Genomic DNA, 17,901 nt, shown 5'->3' with positions numbered 1-17,901 from the left:
TCGATGGCGGGTTCGGGTTCTGATCCGATTGCCGCCTCAGCGCCGCCCGATCCGTGGCAGCGCCGGCAGCGGCCCGTCCGCCAGCCATGCGCGGAGCAGCGCGCCCGCGTCGCCGGCCGCGACCACGAGGTCGGCGGTCGTGCGCGGCGCAGTCCATTCGGGATCCGTCCAGCGGAGCATCAGGTCCCGCCACCCTCGCTCGCCGAGCGTCAGCCGCAGCGCGTGCACCGCGAGGGCGCCGCGCTTGTAGACGACGTCGTCGAACATCGACTCGGGCCCGGGATCCCCGATGCCGAGCTGCGTGCCGTCGCGCTCGAGGCGCGCGTGGTGCTGGCGTGCCAGGTGGTCGGCCGTCGGCCCGCCGGACTCCTCCGACCACAGCCACTCGGCGTAGCAGGCGAAGCCCTCGTTGAGCCAGATGTGGCGCCAGGATGCGAGGCCCACGCGGTTGCCGAACCACTGGTGCGCGAGCTCGTGCGCGACGAGCCGCTCCGACGCGCCCGTGCCGTCGGCGTGGTTCGAGCCGAGCACGGCCATGGCCTGCGCCTCCAGCGGGATCTCCAGCTCGTCGTCGGTGACCACGACCCGGTACTCGTCGAACGGGTACGGCCCGAACAGCGTCTCGAAGAACGCCATCATGCGCGGCACCTCCGCGAGGTCCTGCAGCACGCGCGCCTCCCGCGGACGCGGGTACGCGAGCGCGGCCTCGGTCGATCCGGCGGGCACCCGCCGCTCGGTGTACCGGCCGATCTGCACGGTCGCGAGGTAGGGCGCGGTCGGCGCGTCCTGCGCGTAGGTCCAGGTGGCGCGACCGGAGCGCTCGACGCGGGAGAGGAGCCGGCCGCTCGCGATGACGGAGTAGTCGACCTCGCAGGCGACGCGGATCCGGAACGCGGCCCGGTCATCCGGCCGGTCGTTGCAGGGGAACCAGGTGGAGGCCCCGCTCGGCTGCGACGCGACGAGCACGCCGTCGCCGAGCTCCTCCCAGCCGAGGTCGCCCCAGACGGTGCGGCGCGGCCCGGGCTCGCCGGAGTAGGCGACCTCGACCGTGAAGGACGCGCCCGCGGCGATGGGCTCGGCCGGGGTGACGACGAGGCGCCCGCCGCGCTGCACGTGCCGGGTCTCTCGGCGGCCGTCGACGCGCACGTCGCCCGCGCGGAGGCCCGTGAGGTCGAGCTCGAACCGGGGGAGCGGCTCGCGGGCCACGGCCGTGATGACGGCGCGCGCCTTCAACCGGTTGCGGGCGACGCGGTAGTCGAGGTCGAGGTCGTAGCGGTCGACCGCGTACGCGGAGGATCCGACCTCGGGGGTGTAGTCGTCGCCGGAGGACGGGCCCGCCGCGGCCCTCACCGGCGACCGGCGGTCGCCGCGCCGGCCGCCGCCTCGGCGGGAAGGTACCGCCCGAGCGTCACCTCGCGCCACGGGCCGATGGGGTTGCCGCTCCAGCGGCTCGACTCCGGCACCAGCTCCCCGCGCATCACGAGGCTCGCGGGGCCGACGGTCGCCTCGCGGGCGATGCGCGCCGCGGGGAGGATGACGCTGTGCGGCCCGAGGGTCGCACCGGCGTCGAGGGTGACGGTGTCCATGCTCATGATCCGATCATGGAACAGATGCGTCTGCACGACGCACCCGCGGTTGATCGTGGATGCACGGCCGAGCGTCACGAGGTCCGCCTCCGGCAGCCAGTGCGAGTCGCACCAGACCCCGGACCCGATGCGCGCGCCGAGGCTCCGCAGCCACCAGACGAGCGCCGGCGTCCCGGCCGCGGACGACGCGAACCACGGCGCCGCGACCATCTCGGTGAAGACGTCCGACACCTCGCTGCGCCACACGAACGACGACCACAGCGGGTGCTCCGCCGCGCGGACGCGGCCGATGAGGATCCACTTGGCCGCCGTCGAGACGCCCGCCGCGACCGCCCCGGCCGCGAGCAGCACGACGCCGCCGAGCAGAAACGCGACGAGCGGGCCCCACGCCGCCGTCAGCGCGGCCAGCGTCACGAGCACGGCCCAGCCGATCGCGCAGGTGACGATCACGGGCACGACCCGCAGCAGCTCCCACAGGATCCGGGCGACCCGGAGGCGGGCGGGCGGGCGGAACGTGCGGGAGTCGTCGGCGGCGGCGACCGTGCGCCGGAGCCGGACGGGCGGGGAGCCGAGCCACGACGACCCCGGCCTTCGACTTCGTGGGCGCCGCCGAGAGCACGGCGACGAGGCCGTCCTTCGGCACCCGGTGGCCGGGGCCCGCCATACCCGAGTTGCCGAGGAACGCCCGCTGGCCGATCTCCGCGCGGGCGACGCGCATCCACCCGCCGCCGAGCTCGTAGCCGGCCACGAGCGTGTCGTCCGCGAGGAAGGCGCCGTCGCGGATCGTCGTCATGGCGGGGATGAGGAGCACGGTCGAGGCCTCCACGTCCTTGCCGACGCGGGCGCCGAGGAGCCGCAGCCAGACGGGCGTGAAGAGACCCGCGTAGAGGGGGAACAGCAGCGTCCGCGCGAGGTCGAGCAGGCGCTCTGTCGACCACAGCTGCCAGCCCACGCGGCTCCGCACGGCGTGCACGCCCTCGGTCACGCCGAGGCCGAGGAGGCGCACCGCGGCGACGACCAGGAGCGCCAGCACCAGGCCGGTGAGGAGCACGGCGGGCACGAGCGCGCCGAGGCCCCGCCACCCGACGTCCGCGAGGTCGGCGGACCCGCGGATCGCGGCCGCGAGGATCCCACCGCCGGCCGCGAAGCCGACCACCGGCACGAGCGCGGTCGCCACCGAGGCGACCCCGTACGCCGCGACCCAGCGCGTGTTCCGCGGCGGCCGGTGCTCGGGCCACCAGACGCAGGGCCCGGCCCTCGCGCGCGGCGGGGGAGCCGGCCCAGCGCTGGCCGGCGGGGACGCGCCCGAACACGGCGGACCCGGGCGCGATCTCCGCGCCCTTCCCGATGCGGGTGCCCGGCAGGAGCGTCGAGCGCGTGCCGACCGTCGATCCGGCCCCGATGCGGATCGCGCCGACGCGCACGGTGTCGCCGTCGATCCAGTACCCGGACAGGTCGACCTCGGGCTCGACGGAGGCGCCGCGGCCGATGCGGAGCATGCCCGTGACCGGCGGGAGCGTGTGCAGGTCCACGTCGTCGGCGATGCGGGCGCCGAGAGCGCGGGCGTAGTACGCGATCCACGGCGCGCCGGCCAGCCCGACCGCGCCGATCTGCTGCGCGACCTGCTCGGCCAGCCAGATCCGCAGGTGCCACCGGCCGCCGCGCGGGTGGTCGCCGGGCTCGAGGCCCCGGAGGAGGAGGCGGGCGGCGGCCGCGGCGATCGCCATGCGGCCGAAGGGCGTCGCGAACACGAGGAGCCCGGGCGCGAGCAGCCACCATGACACCACGGGCAGTGCGTCGAAGCCGCCCAGCGGGTGCAGCAGGGCGGAGCCCGTGAGCAGGAGCGCGAGCCAGCGGAGGCTCTGGAGCGCGAGGAGCGGGACGCCGAGGAGGGTCTGGATCCACTGCGCGCGCCGCGGCGTCGGCCGCACGTCCACGCGCGGCCGGGTGCGCTCGGCCCGCGGCGCGCGTCCCGCGATGGCCGCGTGCATGGCGCCGAGGCGCGGATGCGCGTAGACGTCGGCGACGGTGAACTCCGGGTCGAGCGTGCGGATCCGGGCCACGAGGAGGGCCGCCGAGAGCGATCCGCCGCCCAGGTCGAAGAAGTCCGCGTCGGCGCTCGCCACCGGCGTGCCGAGCGCCGCCGACCACATCTCCGCGAGCGGCCGCAGCTCGGCGTCGAGGCCGGCGCCCTCGTCGCCCGTCGCCCCGGGCAGCGGCCAGGGGAGGGCGGCGCGGTCGACCTTGCCGGAGGTGCGGGTGGGCAGGGCGTCGACGACGCCGAGGAGCGGCACGAGGGCGGCCGGGAGGGCGGCGCGGAGGCGACGGACGGCATCCTCGCGGGAGAAGGCCGTCGCATCGCGCGGCACGACGTAGCCGACGAGCACCGGGTTGCCCGCGCCCGTGGTGCGCACGGCGACCGCGGCGCCGTGAACGTCGTCGAGCGCCTGCAGCGCCGCCTCGATCTCGCCCAGCTCGATGCGGCGGCCGCCGACCTTCACCTGGTCGTCGGCGCGCCCCTGGAAGACGAGGCCCGCCTCCTCGAAGCGCACGAGGTCGCCCGAGCGGTAGGCGCGGTCCCAGCCGAGCGCGGGGAAGGGGGCGTACTTCTCCGCGTCCTTCGCCGGATCCAGGTACCGCGCGAGCCCGACGCCGCCGATGATCAGCTCGCCCACCCCGCCCTCGGGCACGCGCGCGCCGTCCGCGTCGACGACGGCGAGCGTCCAGCCGTCGAGCGGCAGGCCGATGCGCACGGGGCCCGGGCCGCCGAGCGGCGCGGCGCACGCGACGACGGTGGCCTCGGTCGGGCCGTAGGTGTTCCAGACCTCGCGCCCGTCGGTGGCGAGGCGCTCGGCGAGCTCCGGCGGGCAGGCCTCGCCGCCGAAGATGAGGAGGCGCACGTTCTCGAGCGACTCCGCGGGCCACAGCGCGGCGAGCGTCGGCACGGTGGACACGACGGTGACGCCGTGCGTGATGAGCCACGGCCCGAGGTCCATGCCGCTCCGCACGAGGCTCCGCGGCGCGGGCACGAGGCAGGCGCCGTGGCGCCGCGCGAGCCACATCTCCTCGCAGCTGGCGTCGAACGCCACCGAGAGGCCGGCGAGCACGCGGTCGCCGGGGCCGATCGGCTCGTCGCGCAGGAAGAGGCGTGCCTCGGCGTCGACGAACGCGGCGGCCGAGCGGTGGGTGACGGCGACGCCCTTGGGGGTGCCGGTGGATCCCGAGGTGAAGATGATCCACGCGTCGTCCTCCGGGGCGGGCGGGGCGACGAGCGGCAGCGCGGACGTGGAGGCGTGCGCGGCGGCGGCCGGCAGCACGCGGAGGGCCGCGGCGGGCGCCGCGGCGTCCGCCGCGTCCGGGACCTGGGGCGTGAACTCGCCCGTGCCCGTCACGACGCCCGCGACGCGCGCCTCCCCGAACACGAGACGGGCGCGCTCCTCCGGGTCGTCGGCGTCCACGGGCACGTAGGCGGCGCCCGCCGCGAGCACGCCGAGCACGGTGACGTCGAGGTCGCGGGATCCGGACGGCATGCGGATCCCGACCCGGTCCCCGGTGGCGACCCCCGCCGCGCGCAGCGACGCCGCGACCTGCACGACGCGCGCCATGAGCTCGCGGTAGCTGAGGGCGCCGTCGCCGTCCTCGATGGCGGACGCGTCGGGGTGCGTGGCGACCGTGGCGCGGAGGACGTCGACGAGCGTGCGCGCCGGCGTGACCGCGTCGGCCCGGTCGAGCGCCCGCTGCGCGGCGGCGACCTCGGGCGTCGCCGCCTCCGGGGAGGGGTCGGGCATGGGGTCTCCGTTCGGCGGGGGCGGCGTCCGTACTGTCGGGCCTCCGGGTGAACGGGAGGTGGACGCGCGGCGACCCGGCGTCGTCGCCCGGAGGGTGCCGGGGAGGCGGTCGGCGGATCAGCCGGAGGGCCGCCCGGTGGGCCGCCCGGCGGCGAGCGCCTCGTCGACCACGCGCCGTGCCTCCGCCGCGGGGACGCCCAGCCGTCCGGCGAGCCCCGCGTACGCGACCGCGGCCGCCCGCAGCGACGCGGGCACGTCGTCCTGGGCGGCGACGAACGATCCCGCGCGCCCGCGCGTCTCGATGACCCCGTCGCCCTCGAGCTCCCGGTACGCCCGGGCGACGGTGTTGACGGCGACCCCGGTCTGCTCCGCGAGCGCCCGCACCGTGGGCAGCCGCGCGCCCACGCTCAGCTCGCCGTCGACCGCCCGCCGCGCGATCTCCGCCCGGAGCTGCTCGTAGGGCGGGGTCGCGGAGCCCGGGTCGATGCGGTAGCCGGGCTCGGGGTCCATGCGCCGAGGCTATCCACCGGCCTCCCGCCGCACGGCGCGACATGCGCGGCGCGTGCATGCGGCGGCGTCGGCAGGGGAGGATGGGGGAGAGAGGCGCGCACCGGCCGCCGATGGGAGGCCCCGAATGTCCGAGCTCGAGCTGATCACCATGTGGTCCCGTGCCCGCAAGCAGCTCATCACGAGCCAGCTGGGCCCGGTCTTCCTGCTGACCGCCACCGTGTTCCTGCTGCGCACCGGCCTCGCCGACGCCGACCTCGGCACGCGGCTCGCGGCCGCCCTCATCCTCCTGGCGACGGGCGCGATGGGCGCCGCCATCCAGTTCTCCGTCACCTCGCAGGCCATCGCGATCTCGCGCGACCTCCGCGACTCCGGCGCCGCCTCGCACGCGGCCCGCGCGATCATCGCCGCCGAGGGCCTCACGAACCTCGTGCGCTACGCCCTCCCGGCGCTCTTCGTGGTCATCTTCGTCGTGATCCTGGTCGCGCTCTTCGCCTAGCCGACGGCAGGGCGACGCCCGCTACTCCAGCGTCCGGTTCACCAGCCGCGACAGCACGATGGCACTGCGGGTGTGGTCGACGTTCGGAGCGAGGCGCACCTTCTCGAGCGCGTCCTCGAGGCTCGGGATGTCGCGGGAGCGGATGCGGACGATCGCGTCCGCATCGCCCGTGACGGTCCCCGCGTCGACCACCTCGGGGACGCCCTGCAGGATCCGGCGCAGCTCGTCGGGGGCGACCGTCCCGCGGCAGAACAGCTCCACGTAGGCCTCGGTGCTCAGGCCGTCGACGGCCGGGTCCACCTGGATGGTGAAGCCGCGGATCACGCCGTCGGCGACCAGCCGGTCGACCCGGCGCTTCACCGCGCTGGCCGAGAGGCCCACCGTCCCGCCGATGTCGCCGTACCCGGCGCGGCCGTTCTGGCGGAGGAGGTCGATGATCCGGTGGTCGAGGTTGTCCATGCGTCGAGCCTACGGCGGGATCGTGCGCCGGACGGGGCCCTGACGCGCGGAATCCGCGCCCGCATCCCTCGAACGGGCGTGATGCGCCTGCCAGGCTGTCCGGAAGGCGTCCCCTCGGGGCTCTGGGACATCGTCCGCCTCCACGACCGCGCCGCGAGGCGCGCCGCACGAAGCAGGAGCACCATGCCCTCCACCCTCTCCCGCGAGACCCCGACCGGGACCGGCCGCACGCCGTCCGCCCGCCGCGTGCTCATGTGCCGTCCGGACCACTTCGACGTGGTCTACCGGATCAACCCCTGGATGGACCCCGCCGTCCCGACGGACACCTCGCTCGCCGTGCGCCAGTGGCAGACGCTGCACGACGCCTACGTCGGGCTCGGCTTCCAGGTCGACCTCATCGACGGCATCGCGGGCCTCCCGGACATGGTCTACGCCGCCAACGGCGGCTTCACCCTGGACGGCATCGCCTACGGCGCGAGCTTCCAGCACCCGGAGCGGCAGCCCGAGGGCCCGGCCTACATGGACTGGTTCCGCGACGCCGGCTTCGACGTGCGCGTGCCCGAGCAGGTCAACGAGGGCGAGGGGGACATCCTCCTCGTGGGCGACACGATCCTCGCGGGCACGGGCTTCCGCAGCGACAGCACCAGCCACGCCGAGGTGGCCCGGATCTTCGACCGCGAGGTCGTCACCCTGCGCCTCGTCGACCCGTCGTTCTACCACCTGGACACCGCGATCGCGGTGCTCGACGACGAGAACATCGCCTACCTGCCGAGCGCGTTCGACTCGGCCAGCCTCGACGAGATCGAGCGCCGCTACCCGGACGCCGTGGAGGTCAGCGCGACCGACGCGTCGATCCTCGGCCTCAACTCCTACAGCGACGGCTACCACGTCGTGATCGCCGAGAAGGCGGTCGGCTTCGCGGCGTCGCTGCGGGAGCGCGGCTACGAGCCCATCGGCGTCGACCTGTCCGAGCTGCTGCTCGGCGGGGGCGGCGTGAAGTGCTGCACGCTCGAGCTGCGGCAGTGACGACCGGGACGGATGAGGACATGACCGACACCATCGACCGCCCCGCCGCGTCCGACGCGGGATCCCGCGCGATCCACGCCGAGGAGGCGCACGCCGCGCACAACTACCACCCGCTGCCCGTCGTGGTCGCCTCCGGCCAGGGCGCCTGGGTCACCGACCTCGACGGCCGGCGCCTCCTCGACTGCCTCGCCGCCTACTCGGCCGTGAACTTCGGCCACTCCCACCCGGACCTCGTGCGGGCCGCGACCGAGCAGCTCGGGAGGATCACGCTCACGAGCCGCGCGTTCCACAACGACAAGCTGGGGCCCTTCGTCACAGCTCTCGCCGAGCTCGCCGGCAAGGACATGGTCCTGCCGATGAACACGGGCGCGGAGGCCGTGGAGTCCGGCATCAAGGTCGCCCGCGCCTGGGGGTACCGCGTGAAGGGCGTGGCCGCGGGCCGCGCAAAGATCATCGTGATGGCCGGGAACTTCCACGGCCGCACCACCACCATCGTGAGCTTCAGCGACGACGAGGAGGCGCGCGCCGACTTCGGTCCGTTCACGCCCGGCTTCGTCACCGTCCCCTACGGCGACGCCGCGGCGCTCGAGGCCGCGATCGACGAGGACACCGTCGCCGTCCTCGTGGAGCCGATCCAGGGCGAGGCCGGCATCGTCGTCCCGCCCGAGTCGTTCCTCCCGGACGTGCGGCGGATCTGCACGCGGGAGCGCGTGCTGTTCATCGCCGACGAGATCCAGTCGGGCCTCGGCCGCACGGGCGCGACGTTCGAGTGCGACAACGCGGGCGTCGTGCCCGACCTGTACCTCCTCGGCAAGGCGCTCGGCGGCGGCATCGTGCCCGTCTCCGCAGTCGTCGGCGACGCGGACGTGCTGGGCGTCATCCAGCCGGGGCAGCACGGCTCGACGTTCGGCGGCAACCCCCTGGCCGCGGCCGTCGGCCACGCGGTCGTCGACATGCTCGCGACGGGCGAGCCGCAGGAGCGGGCCCGTCGACTCGGCGCGGTGCTGCACGCGCGCCTCGCGGACCTCGTCGGGCACGGCGTGCTCGAGGTGCGCGGCCGGGGCTTGTGGGCCGGCATCGACATCGACCCGGCGCGCTCGCCACGGGCCGCGACGTGTGCGAGCGGCTCGCCCACCGCGGAGTGCTCGCGAAGGACACGCACGGCTCGACGATCCGCCTCGCGCCGCCCATCGTGGTCGAGGAGGAGGACCTCGTCTGGGCCGTCGGCCAGCTCGCCGAGGTGCTCGTGGAGCTGGGGGCGCGCTGACGCCGCTCCCGGGTCGGACGGCATCGGCGCCTCGGGTGCCGGGGCGGGGAGCCGGGAGCCGCGTCGGGATCGGCCCGGCCACGCCGCCTCCCGGTGCCTGTGCAGCGACGCCGCCCGTGGCGACGGCGTGCACCTACGCTCTCCGCGTCCGCCACGATCGTGCCGGTCCTCCATCAGGAAGGTCCCCATGTCATCTGCCGTGCCCCGCACCAGCGCCCGCCGCCGCCTCCGTCGCGTCAGCACGGTGGCGGGTGCCGCTCTCCTCGCCCTGTCCTCCGTCGCCGTGGCGTCGCCCGCCCAGGCGGCGCCCGAGGGGTCGTTCCACCCCGGTCACTGGGACGGCATCGACGTCTACATCGCTCCCTCACTGGGCTACACCGGCATCATGACTATCGCGGGCAGGCAGGTGTCCTGCATCCCGGCGAGCACGGGCTGGAACGCCGTCCGGTTCCCCTCCGGCTTCACCAGCATCTACTTCGGCGTAGTCAACAGCTGTTCTGCCCCGTTAGCGAAGCTGAGGACGGTCGATGATCCCCTCCTGGTCGCGTCGGCGGGAGAGACGTACTTCAGCAACATCACGGGGTCGCATCGCTTGCGGGGCTGACCGGATCCGTCCGCGACGGCCCCCGCTCCCCGCCCTCCACGGGCCGGGCAGCGGGGGCCGTCGCCATGCGGAGCACCTGCCTGGTGCTGACGCCGACAGCGAGGGCGCACCGCTCGTCCGGCTGTGGACGATGGGATCCCCATCTGACGTGGGAGACCTATCGTTCAGGTCACGTGCACGGATGTGCACCCTGCTGTCCCGACTCGGAAGGTCCCCATGTCCCCCACCCCCGCACCCTCCGCGAAGCGCTGGCGCCGGCGCACCGCGCTCGCCGTCGGCGCCGTCCTCCTCTCCCTCGCCTCCATGGCGGCCGCATCGCCGGCGCAGGCGGCCGGGGTCCACGGCTCGGGCGAGGTGAGCGCCGCGGTCCCGCTCCGCGTGGGCTCCATCGACCTCTACGTCGGCGACGAGACGGGCGACGTCGGCGGCGCCCTCGTCACGTCGAAGGCGACCGGGGTCACGACGTGCAAGGACGTGAGATGGCCCGCCCACAACACGCTCACGTGGAAGGTGCCCATCACCAACAGGAGCACGGCCTACGGCGCGACCATCACCTTCGTGAACAACTGCACCGACAGGATCACGGGCTACACCTTCGCTCGGTCGCCCTTCACCGTCCACAACGGGGAACGTTGGGCCTGACGAACGGCCCTACCGCGTTCCCGGCTACGGCGCGAAGGACCCGCGCGTGCACCGCGTCAGCTGATCCTCCGGCGACGCCCCGCGGCCGCGTCCGCGTCCGACGAGGAGACAGCCCCCGCTTCCCGGTCCTGGACCGGCCGCGGGGGCTGTGCGCGTCACGGAGCAGTCGGAGCCGCCGGAGTTGCCGGAGCCGCCGGAGCCCGGGTCGCGATGGCGACGCCGGCCGCGGTGCAGACGACCACGATCGCCCCCAGCTGCACGGGCGTCAGCGTCTCCTGCAGCACGATGACGCCGAGGACGGCGGCCACCACCGGGCTGAGGCTCGTGAGCACGGCGAACAGGCGCGGCGTGATGCGGCGGAGGATCACCGTGTCGAGCGAGTACGGCACCGCCGAGGAGAGCAGCCCGATGGCGGCGAGCAGGCCGACCACCTGCCAGTCGAGCGCGGTGACGTCCAGCGTGGCGAGCGCCCACGGCACGAGCACGACGAGGCTCACGAGGCTCGCGACGGCGATGCCCGAGAGCCCGGTCAGGCGCTCCGCCACCCGGCGGGTGAACACGATGTACGCCGCCCAGGACACCGCGGCGGTGGCTGCGCAGATCAGCCCGAAGGGGTCGATCCGGCCTTCGAGCCCGGTGAGCACGACGACGCCCGCTGCGGCGACGAGCGCGCACACGGCGTCGAGCAGACGGCGTGCGGCGATGAGCGCGATGGACAGGGGCCCGAGGAACTCGATGGTCGCCGCGATGCCCAGGCCGAGCCGGTCGACGGCCGCGTAGTAGGAGAGGTTCATGAGGGACAGCGAGAGGCCGAGCAGTACGGCGGGCACGAGCTGTGCGCGGGTCATGCGGAGGATGCGGGGCCGGGCCACGGGAAGCACGAGCGCCGCCATGATCACCTGGCGCGCGGCGACGACGAGCACGGCGCCGACGACGGGGATGGCGAGCCCGGCGAGCGACGATCCGAGGCTGACGCTCACGATGGTCCCGACCTGGAGCGCGGCGCCCGTGGCGGTCGTGCGGGTGCTCGACGCGGCGACCGGCACGGTCGGGGAGGCGGCGATCGCGGCCTCGACGCCGGCCGGGGTGGTGCCGGCCGCGGACCCGGGGTGCACGGGACCCGGGTCGATGGGATCCCCGGCGCTGCTCACCTGGTGAGCGTACCGGCGCGGGGCGCGGCGAGGTCCCGTCGAGGACCGGGAGCGGCCTCCCGTGCGGCGCCGGCGGCCCGGGCCCGATGCCGACCGGCGGGACGGTCGAGGTCGGGGCATCCGCGCTCTGTGGACGGTGGGACCCGGACGGGTCGGGGAATCCTCCTCTTCGACTGGACGTCAGGCCGGAACGAGTGCGAGCCCCTGCACGCCGGGGACAACTACGTCAGCTTCTCCGGGATCTCCGGACCATCTCCTTCGGGGTCGTACCGAGCTGCACCATCGAGGCGCTCACCCAGCCGCGCCTCGACACGACGATGAGGTCGGCGAAGGTCGACTCCGTATGGAAGGGGTGCGTGAACGGCTCGGTCTGGCAGAGGCAGGGCTGACCCCGGCGTCGCCGTCCCCGCGTCCCGTCGCGGGGAGGGTCGGCAGCCGTCGGTGAGCGGTGCGCGCGAGCCGATCGGCCGCATTCCGCATGACGGTCCCCCGCCCGACAGGAGGTCCGTCCTACCGGGCACCGACCGGGATGCGCTCAGCGCGGCAGGGCGTTCCCGTCCGCGTCGAGGTGGTCGCGCCAGCTGCGCGTGGGCTCCCAGCCGAGGAGGCGGCGCGCCTTCGCGGTGGAGATGCCGGACGAGTCGACGCGCTCCAGCGGCCGCAGCTCGATCGCGTCGCCGTAGTGGCGGCGCAGCTCGGCGGCGAAGTCGTGGCCGCCCGCGTTGTCGGCCGCCGCGATGTAGAAGACCTCGTGGCCCGGCAGGTCGGAGGCGACCGACAGCACGATCCGCATCGGCCAGGTCGTCCGCGTCGATGTAGCTCCACAGGTTCGCGGTGAGCACGGACGCGTCGCGCACCTGGGGCCCGAGGTTCGTCGCGTAGTTGTCGTCGTTGTGCACCGTGCTCGGGCGGAGCGAGACGACGCGGATGTCGGAGCGGCGCACGGCGGCGTCCATCAGCTGCTCGCCGAAGGCCTTCGACAGGGCGTACGGGTCCTGCGGGTGCAGCGGGTGGTCCTCGTCGACGGGCGCGTAGTCGGGGAGGAACGGCCGCTCGGGGAAGAAGTTGCCGACGATGCTCTCGCTGGAGATGTTGACGAAGCGCGGGACGCCGAGGCGCACGGCGGCCTCGATGAGGTGGAACGTCGACATGAGGTTCGTCTGCAGCACCACGTGGGCGGGGTTGCCGGTGGGCTGGGGGATCGCGGCCACGTGCACGACGGCGTCCATCCCGGCGACGACCGCGAACGCGGCGCCCTGGTCGGTGAGGTCCGCCATGACGTAGCGGCCGGGGACGACGACGCCCGCGTCGAAGACGGGACGCACGAGGTCGACCCCCGTGACGTCGTGCCCGGCGGCGACGAGCGCCTCGACAGCGGCGCGGCCGACCTTGCCGCGGGATCCGGTGACGAGGACCTTCACGCCCCGACCCCCGCCCGGCCCTCGGGCGCCTTCATGACGACGGGCACGAACGGGTCGTCCTCGAGGCGCTCGGCGAACCACGCCTCGTCGACGTAGCCCTCCGACCAGAGCTTCAGCGGCGTCGCCACCGTGGGCGTGAACAGCTCCCACCGCGTCCAGAGCCGCGTCTCCTCCGTCATCATGCGGCCGACCTCGCGGGTCCAGCGGACGACGACGTGCTCGGCGGGCGGCGGATCGCTCGAACGCGCCCTGCGCCTCGGCCAGGCGGGCGGACCGCGTGCCGTCGCCCGAGACCTGCTCGGCGCTCAGCGCGAGCACCAGGGTCCAGGTCGTGCTCTGCAGCTCGGTGTCGCGGGGCGCGGCGGCGGAGTCCGGCGCGGGCGCGGAGGTGGGGTCGTGGCTCATGCGGGGTCTCGCTCCTCGTGTCGATCGAGTCTGGCACGCGGTGCCCGGCGCGGTCGGAGGGCGAGGTGCACCAGCACGCCCGCGACGAGCGCGCAGAAGGCCGCCCCAGGCCACCGACGGTGATCCCGGAGGCCGCCACGACGAAGGTCGCGATCGCGGGCAGGTGCGCGCCGGGATCCCGCACCGCCGACGCGAGGCTCGATGCGAGCGAGGGCGCGAGCGCGAGCCCGGCGGCGGCCGCGACGACGCCCGCGGGTCCGGCGACGATCACAGTCGCGAGCGCCGCCGACGCGAGGCCCAGCACGAGGTTCGTCCACCCGGCCGTGCTGGCCGCGCGCCACCGCTCGTCGGGATCCGGATGCGCGGAGGGCGCCGCCGACAGCGCGGCGGACAGCGCGGCGAGGTTCACGACGTGGCCGCCGAGGGGCGCGCTCACGAGGGTCGCGGCGGCGGTGGTCGCCATCGCGGCGCGCCACGGCGTCTCGTAGCCGAAGCTCGCGAGCACCGCGACGCCCGGCAGGTTCTGCGACGCCATGGTGACGACGAACAGCGGGATCCCCAGCGTGACCGCCGCGGTCACCGTGAACACGGGCGCCGTCAGCTCGATCCGCGGCAGCAGGTGCGCGGCGTCGAGCGTCGACCCGGGCGCGGGTCCGGCGACGGCGAGCGCGACGCCGACCACCACGAGGGCGGCGGCCAGGGCCGTCGGGGCCGCCCAGCGCGGCGCCCAGCGGGCGGCGGCGAGCCACGCGAGCACCACCGGGAGCACCACGAGGGGCGTCGCGACGGCCGCCGTGACCGTCGCGACGCACAGGGGGAGGAGCACGCCGGCGAGCATCGCGGCGGCGACGCTGGCGGGGATGAGGCGCACCAGGCGCCCGAGCAGAGGCCAGAGGGCGGTCGCGAGCACGAGGATCCCGCAGACGACGAACGCCCCCACCGCCGCGGCCCAGCCGCCCTCGACCGCGCCGGAGCCGATGAGGAGCGCCGCTCCCGGCGTCGACCAGGACAGGGTGATGGGCCGGCGGAAGCGATGGGCGAGGAGGACCGTGCCGAGCCCCTGCGTGACGCACAGCGCCAGCAGCCCCGACGCGGCCTGCGAGGGCGACGCCCCGACCGCGGTGAGCCCGGTGAGGACCACGGCGGAGGTGCCGGCGAAGCCGACGACCGCGGTCACGATCCCCGCTCCGCGTGCCTGAGCACGGCCGCCCGGCGCCTCGATGACCGTCATGCGCGCTCCTGACCGGACGGCGGTCGTCCTGCCGCCCGATCCTAGGGTCGCCGCGAGGCGCTCACGCGCCGGTGCGGCGTCCGTCGGCGTCGTGCGCGGCGGCCCGCCGACGCTGACGGAGCAGCGTGAGGAGGATGCCGCCGACGCTGATCGCCGCGATCGCCACGAGGACGACGTCCATGTAGCGGCCCACGACGTCGGCGACGCCCGGGATGCCGGCGAGGCCGAAGCCGAGCCCGATCACGAGGACCGTCCAGGCGGCGGCCCCGAGGGCGTTGAAGGCCGCGAAGCGCGCGTAGCGCATGCGGCCGACGCCCGCGGCGACGGGCGCGAAGGTGCGGACGACGGGCACGAAGCGCGCGAGCGTCACGGCCCAGCTGCCGAACCGGTCGAAGAAGCCCTGCGTGCGATCCACGTTCCGCCGGCTGAAGAGCCCGGAGTCCTTCCGCTCGAAGACGCGAGGCCCGGCCGACCTCCCGATCGCGAAGCCGAGCTGGTCGCCGAGGAACGCCGCGGCGAGCACGAGGAGGACGACGAGCGGGATGGGGAGTGCGATGGCGCCCGTGTACGTGAGGACGCCCGTGAAGAAGAGGAGCGTGTCGCCCGGCAGGAAGAAGCCGACGAGCAGGCCGCTCTCCGCGAAGACGATCGCGCACACGACGACCAGGCCCCAGACGCCGGCGCCCTCGATGATGCTCTCGGGTCGATGCCCATGCGCGTGCCGCCGTCCGTGCGGGTCGCCGGGGCGACTGTCGGGTGCGGCCGGGGCCGCGGCGCCTGGGTGGAGCGCGCGCCCAGGCTACGTCCGGGAACCTGCGAACGGCCGGGTTTCCTCGCCTGCGGAAACAAAAGTCGATGGTGGTGTTCCTGATGATTTCGGTTAGCGTCGGAGGATCCGCGCTCCACCGACCTCGACGAGGCCCGCCATCTCCCGCACCGCTCGCACCCCCCGCCGCGTCCCCGGACGCCCGCGGGCGATCGCCGCGCCGCGCCTCCGACTGGCCGCCGCGCTCGCCGCATCCGGCCTCCTCCTGGGGCTCGGGGTCCCGTCCGCGCAGGCCGCGGAGGAGTACCCCACCTGGTCGGAGGTGCAGGCCGCCCGCTCGAGCGAGCAGGCCACCGCCGAGCAGGTCACGCGCATCACCTCCCTCGTGCTCCGGCCGCGCCGCCGAGGTCGAGGCCGCGAACGCCCTGGCCCTCCAGCGCGCCGACGAGCACGCCGCCGCCGTGGACGAGCTCGACCGGGCCACCGGCGAGCTGCAGGCGCTGCAGTCCAAGGCCGAGCGCGCCCAGGCCGATGCCGACGCGGCCAAGCGCCAGGTCGGCCGCCTCGTCGCCCAGCTCGCCCGCAGCGGCGGGGGCGGAGGCGACGTCTCCCTCCGCCTGCTCACGAGCGGCGGCGAGGACGCCGACGCGCTCCTGTCCCGCATGGGCACCGCCACCAAGCTCGCCAACCGCCAGGACACCGCGTTCACCGCCGCCGTCACGGCGGCCCGCACCGCCGAGTCGCTCGGCAAGCAGGCCTCGGTCGCGAAGGACGCGCTCGCGGTCCTCGCCGCCGACGCGGAGGCGAAGCTCCAGGAGGCGTCGCCACGCAGGCCCGCGCCGATCAGGCCCTCGCCGAGCAGCAGGCCCGCAGCTCCGAGCTGCAGGCGCAGGCCTTCGCCGCCTGCGCGACTCCCACATCTCCGTCGAGGAGGGCTACGCCATCGGCGAGCGGAAGCGGCAGGAGGAGGCGGCCGCGGAGGCGCGCCGCCAGGCCGACGCCCGTGCCGCTGCCGCGGCTGCCGCCGCCGCCGCGAACGCCGCCGCGCGACCGCCGGCGAACGCGCCGCGCCCGCCGTCCTCCGGCGGCCAGCCGTCGGCATCCGGCTGGACCATGCCCATCCGCAGCTACGGCTCGTACCAGTCGTACGGGATGCGCCTGCACCCGATCCTCGGCTACTGGCGCCTCCACGCGGGCGACGACTTCGGCGCCGGATGCAGGGACGCCCATCTACGCCACGGCCTCCGGCACCGTGCAGTTCGCGGGCGGATCCAGCGGCTTCGGCAACGCGATCACCCTGAACCACGGTGGCAGCATCACCAGCGTCTACGGCCACATGTACTCGTACGGCGTCATGGTGCGCACCGGGCAGACGGTCCAGGCCGGCCAGCAGATCGGCGCCGTCGGCAGCGCCGGCCTGTCCGCCGGCTGCCACCTGCACTTCGAGATCCGGCAGGGCGGCGTCGCCACCTCCCCCATGCCGTTCCTCCGCGCCCGCGGCGTCTGAGCGCGGGTACGCTGGGCGCGTCGACGAGCCGGGGGTGCGGATCATGACGGGACGCATCCGACGTGTCGTGCAGGCCGTGCTCCGGCCCGCGATCTTCGTGCAGTACCAGGCGCTCCGCGCGGCCTCCGCAGCACCGTCTTCCCCCGCGACGCGGGAACCGGCGTCGTCCCCGGCGAGTCCCCGCAGCGCGTCCTCGTCATCGGTGAGGCGACGGCCGTCGGGTTCGGCGTGCTCTCGCACGAGCTCGGCATGGCGGGGCACTTCTCGCGTCAGCTCGCCCGGCGCACGGGCCGCGGCGTCGATGGTCGACGCGCCCCTTCGCCGACCTCACGATCCACACGGCCACCGGCACGGTACGCGACCGCGCCCTGCTCGCCGGCGTCGACGTCGTCCTGCTGATGGTCGGCGTCGCGACATCCGGCTGACGCCGCAGGGCGCCGCGCGCCTGGCAGCAGCCTCGCCATCGACGACCTGTGCCAGGGGCTGCCCGAGGGCGCCCGCGTGCTCGTCCCCGAGGTCCCGCTGCGGGGAGCGTCATCCCCGCGCCGTGGCGGGCCGTGGCGGCCCGGCACGCGCGCCTGCTCAACCGCGTGACAGACGGGATCGCTCCTCTTCAGCCCTCTCCGTGCCGTTCCCCGCGAGAGCGTCATCGACCTTGGCGATCCGGATGCCGCGCAGGCGTCGCGCGTCTACGCGTCGTGGTCGCGCGCGTTCGTCCAGCGGATGCTGGACCTTTTCGATCCCCGAGGGATGGTGAGCTGTGCGTTCCTGTCGGTGGCGCAGCCGCACATCGACTCATGCCGTCCCCATCCGGGACCCGGGCTCTCGGATCGAACGCGCGATCCGAGCCCCAGCACCGAGAACGCACGAGGAGAAGCAATGCCCCAGGTAATCGAGACCGTCGACGTGGCAGCGTCCCCGTCGGCGCCGCCTACAACCAGTGGACCCAGTTGGAGTCGTTCTTGAACTTCCTCTGGTGCCATGCCATGTTTTTTTTTTTTTTTTTTTTTCAAAAAGCCTGTAGCCTGCCTGCCATGCCATG

At 74.9% G+C, this 17,901-nt stretch carries 15 protein-coding genes and 2 pseudogenes; 7 read left to right on the top strand and 10 right to left on the bottom strand.

Annotation, left to right across the window (positions count from 1 at the left end):
- Positions 1–36: 36 nt before the first annotated feature.
- From ACZ411_RS14980 to ACZ411_RS14970, 3 genes and pseudogenes are all read right to left on the bottom strand, one after another.
- Entirely contained in the window at positions 37–1,350 is a 1,314-nt protein-coding gene (locus ACZ411_RS14980; RefSeq protein WP_464171404.1) for a M1 family metallopeptidase, read from the bottom strand.
- Positions 1,347–5,374, bottom strand: a pseudogene (locus ACZ411_RS14975) (Pls/PosA family non-ribosomal peptide synthetase). The gene ACZ411_RS14980 and the pseudogene ACZ411_RS14975 overlap by 4 nt, the downstream one beginning before the upstream one ends.
- 117 nt (positions 5,375–5,491) lie before the next feature.
- Complete coding sequence (locus ACZ411_RS14970) at positions 5,492–5,884, bottom strand: GntR family transcriptional regulator (protein WP_464171402.1); 393 nt, start codon at positions 5,882–5,884, stop codon at positions 5,492–5,494.
- 124 nt (positions 5,885–6,008) lie between these two features.
- Here ACZ411_RS14970 and ACZ411_RS14965 point away from each other — a divergent pair, with 124 nt between their 5' ends.
- Positions 6,009–6,380 (top strand): hypothetical protein, encoded by a 372-nt coding sequence (locus ACZ411_RS14965; protein WP_104289555.1) that lies wholly within the window; start codon positions 6,009–6,011, stop codon positions 6,378–6,380.
- 21 nt (positions 6,381–6,401) lie between these two features.
- Here ACZ411_RS14965 and ACZ411_RS14960 read toward each other — a convergent pair whose 3' ends face one another.
- Positions 6,402–6,839 carry an Lrp/AsnC family transcriptional regulator gene (locus ACZ411_RS14960; protein ID WP_011931848.1) on the bottom strand — a complete coding sequence of 146 codons (438 nt, stop codon included), beginning with the start codon at positions 6,837–6,839 and terminating at the stop codon, positions 6,402–6,404.
- Positions 6,840–7,022: 183 nt separating this feature from the next.
- Here ACZ411_RS14960 and ddaH point away from each other — a divergent pair, with 183 nt between their 5' ends.
- From ddaH to ACZ411_RS14940, 4 genes and pseudogenes are all read left to right on the top strand, one after another.
- The gene (ddaH, locus tag ACZ411_RS14955; protein ID WP_094115070.1) at positions 7,023–7,865 is read left to right on the top strand and encodes a dimethylargininase; all 843 of its coding nucleotides are present in this window, start codon (positions 7,023–7,025) and stop codon (positions 7,863–7,865) included.
- 20 nt (positions 7,866–7,885) lie between these two features.
- Positions 7,886–9,132 (top strand): annotated as a pseudogene (gene rocD / locus ACZ411_RS14950) (ornithine--oxo-acid transaminase).
- Positions 9,133–9,319: 187 nt separating this feature from the next.
- Entirely contained in the window at positions 9,320–9,736 is a 417-nt protein-coding gene (locus tag ACZ411_RS14945; RefSeq protein ID WP_464171391.1) for a hypothetical protein, read from the top strand.
- A 216-nt stretch (positions 9,737–9,952) separates the two neighbouring features.
- Positions 9,953–10,378: a hypothetical protein gene (locus ACZ411_RS14940; RefSeq protein ID WP_464171390.1), complete on the top strand. Its 426-nt coding sequence runs from the start codon at positions 9,953–9,955 to the stop codon at positions 10,376–10,378.
- Between the two features lie 155 nt (positions 10,379–10,533).
- Here the strand turns inward: ACZ411_RS14940 and ACZ411_RS14935 are convergent, their stop codons facing one another.
- From ACZ411_RS14935 to ACZ411_RS14915, 5 genes are all read right to left on the bottom strand, one after another.
- On the bottom strand, positions 10,534–11,529 hold the full coding sequence (locus ACZ411_RS14935) for an EamA family transporter (protein WP_464171389.1): 996 nt from the start codon (positions 11,527–11,529) through the stop codon (positions 10,534–10,536).
- A gap of 221 nt (positions 11,530–11,750) precedes the next feature.
- Positions 11,751–12,950 carry an NAD-dependent epimerase/dehydratase family protein gene (locus ACZ411_RS14930; protein WP_464171388.1) on the bottom strand — a complete coding sequence of 400 codons (1,200 nt, stop codon included), beginning with the start codon at positions 12,948–12,950 and terminating at the stop codon, positions 11,751–11,753.
- The gene (locus ACZ411_RS14925) at positions 12,947–13,132 is read right to left on the bottom strand and encodes a hypothetical protein (RefSeq protein ID WP_464171387.1); all 186 of its coding nucleotides are present in this window, start codon (positions 13,130–13,132) and stop codon (positions 12,947–12,949) included. The genes ACZ411_RS14930 and ACZ411_RS14925 overlap by 4 nt, the downstream gene beginning before the upstream one ends.
- Positions 13,129–14,586: a benzoate/H(+) symporter BenE family transporter gene (locus tag ACZ411_RS14920; RefSeq protein WP_464171386.1), complete on the bottom strand. Its 1,458-nt coding sequence runs from the start codon at positions 14,584–14,586 to the stop codon at positions 13,129–13,131. Before ACZ411_RS14920 ends, ACZ411_RS14925 begins: the two co-directional genes overlap by 4 nt.
- Before the next feature lie 61 nt (positions 14,587–14,647).
- Positions 14,648–15,244, bottom strand: coding sequence for a DedA family protein (locus ACZ411_RS14915; protein WP_464171385.1), 597 nt, complete (start codon positions 15,242–15,244; stop codon positions 14,648–14,650).
- Positions 15,245–15,813: 569 nt separating this feature from the next.
- On the opposite strand from ACZ411_RS14915, the gene ACZ411_RS14910 reads away from it, so the two are divergent.
- Both ACZ411_RS14910 and ACZ411_RS14905 read left to right on the top strand, forming a co-directional pair.
- Positions 15,814–16,653, top strand: coding sequence for a hypothetical protein (locus ACZ411_RS14910; protein WP_464171384.1), 840 nt, complete (start codon positions 15,814–15,816; stop codon positions 16,651–16,653).
- Positions 16,605–16,859: a murein hydrolase activator EnvC family protein gene (locus ACZ411_RS14905; RefSeq protein WP_464171383.1), complete on the top strand. Its 255-nt coding sequence runs from the start codon at positions 16,605–16,607 to the stop codon at positions 16,857–16,859. Before ACZ411_RS14910 ends, ACZ411_RS14905 begins: the two co-directional genes overlap by 49 nt.
- 689 nt (positions 16,860–17,548) lie before the next feature.
- Here the strand turns inward: ACZ411_RS14905 and ACZ411_RS14900 are convergent.
- On the bottom strand, positions 17,549–17,901 hold a 353-nt coding region (locus ACZ411_RS14900; RefSeq protein ID WP_464171382.1), incomplete at its 5' end, for a hypothetical protein.

The organism is Clavibacter sp. AC415 (assembly GCF_979252985.1).
This window is presented reverse-complemented; position numbering and strand designations above follow the sequence as displayed.

Bases quoted from the DNA above. Each gene is read 5' to 3' on its own strand.
- ACZ411_RS14965 (WP_104289555.1), top strand. From the start codon at position 6,009: ATGTCCGAGCTCGAGCTGATCACCATGTGGTCCCGTGCCCGCAAGCAG.
- ACZ411_RS14940 (WP_464171390.1), top strand. From the start codon at position 9,953: ATGTCCCCCACCCCCGCACCCTCCGCGAAGCGCTGGCGCCGGCGCACC.
- ACZ411_RS14945 (WP_464171391.1), top strand. From the start codon at position 9,320: ATGTCATCTGCCGTGCCCCGCACCAGCGCCCGCCGCCGCCTCCGTCGC.
- ACZ411_RS14920 (WP_464171386.1), bottom strand. From the start codon at position 14,586: ATGACGGTCATCGAGGCGCCGGGCGGCCGTGCTCAGGCACGCGGAGCG.
- ACZ411_RS14925 (WP_464171387.1), bottom strand. From the start codon at position 13,132: ATGATGACGGAGGAGACGCGGCTCTGGACGCGGTGGGAGCTGTTCACG.
- ddaH (WP_094115070.1), top strand. From the start codon at position 7,023: ATGCCCTCCACCCTCTCCCGCGAGACCCCGACCGGGACCGGCCGCACG.
- ACZ411_RS14960 (WP_011931848.1), bottom strand. From the start codon at position 6,839: ATGGACAACCTCGACCACCGGATCATCGACCTCCTCCGCCAGAACGGC.
- ACZ411_RS14970 (WP_464171402.1), bottom strand. From the start codon at position 5,884: ATGGACCCCGAGCCCGGCTACCGCATCGACCCGGGCTCCGCGACCCCG.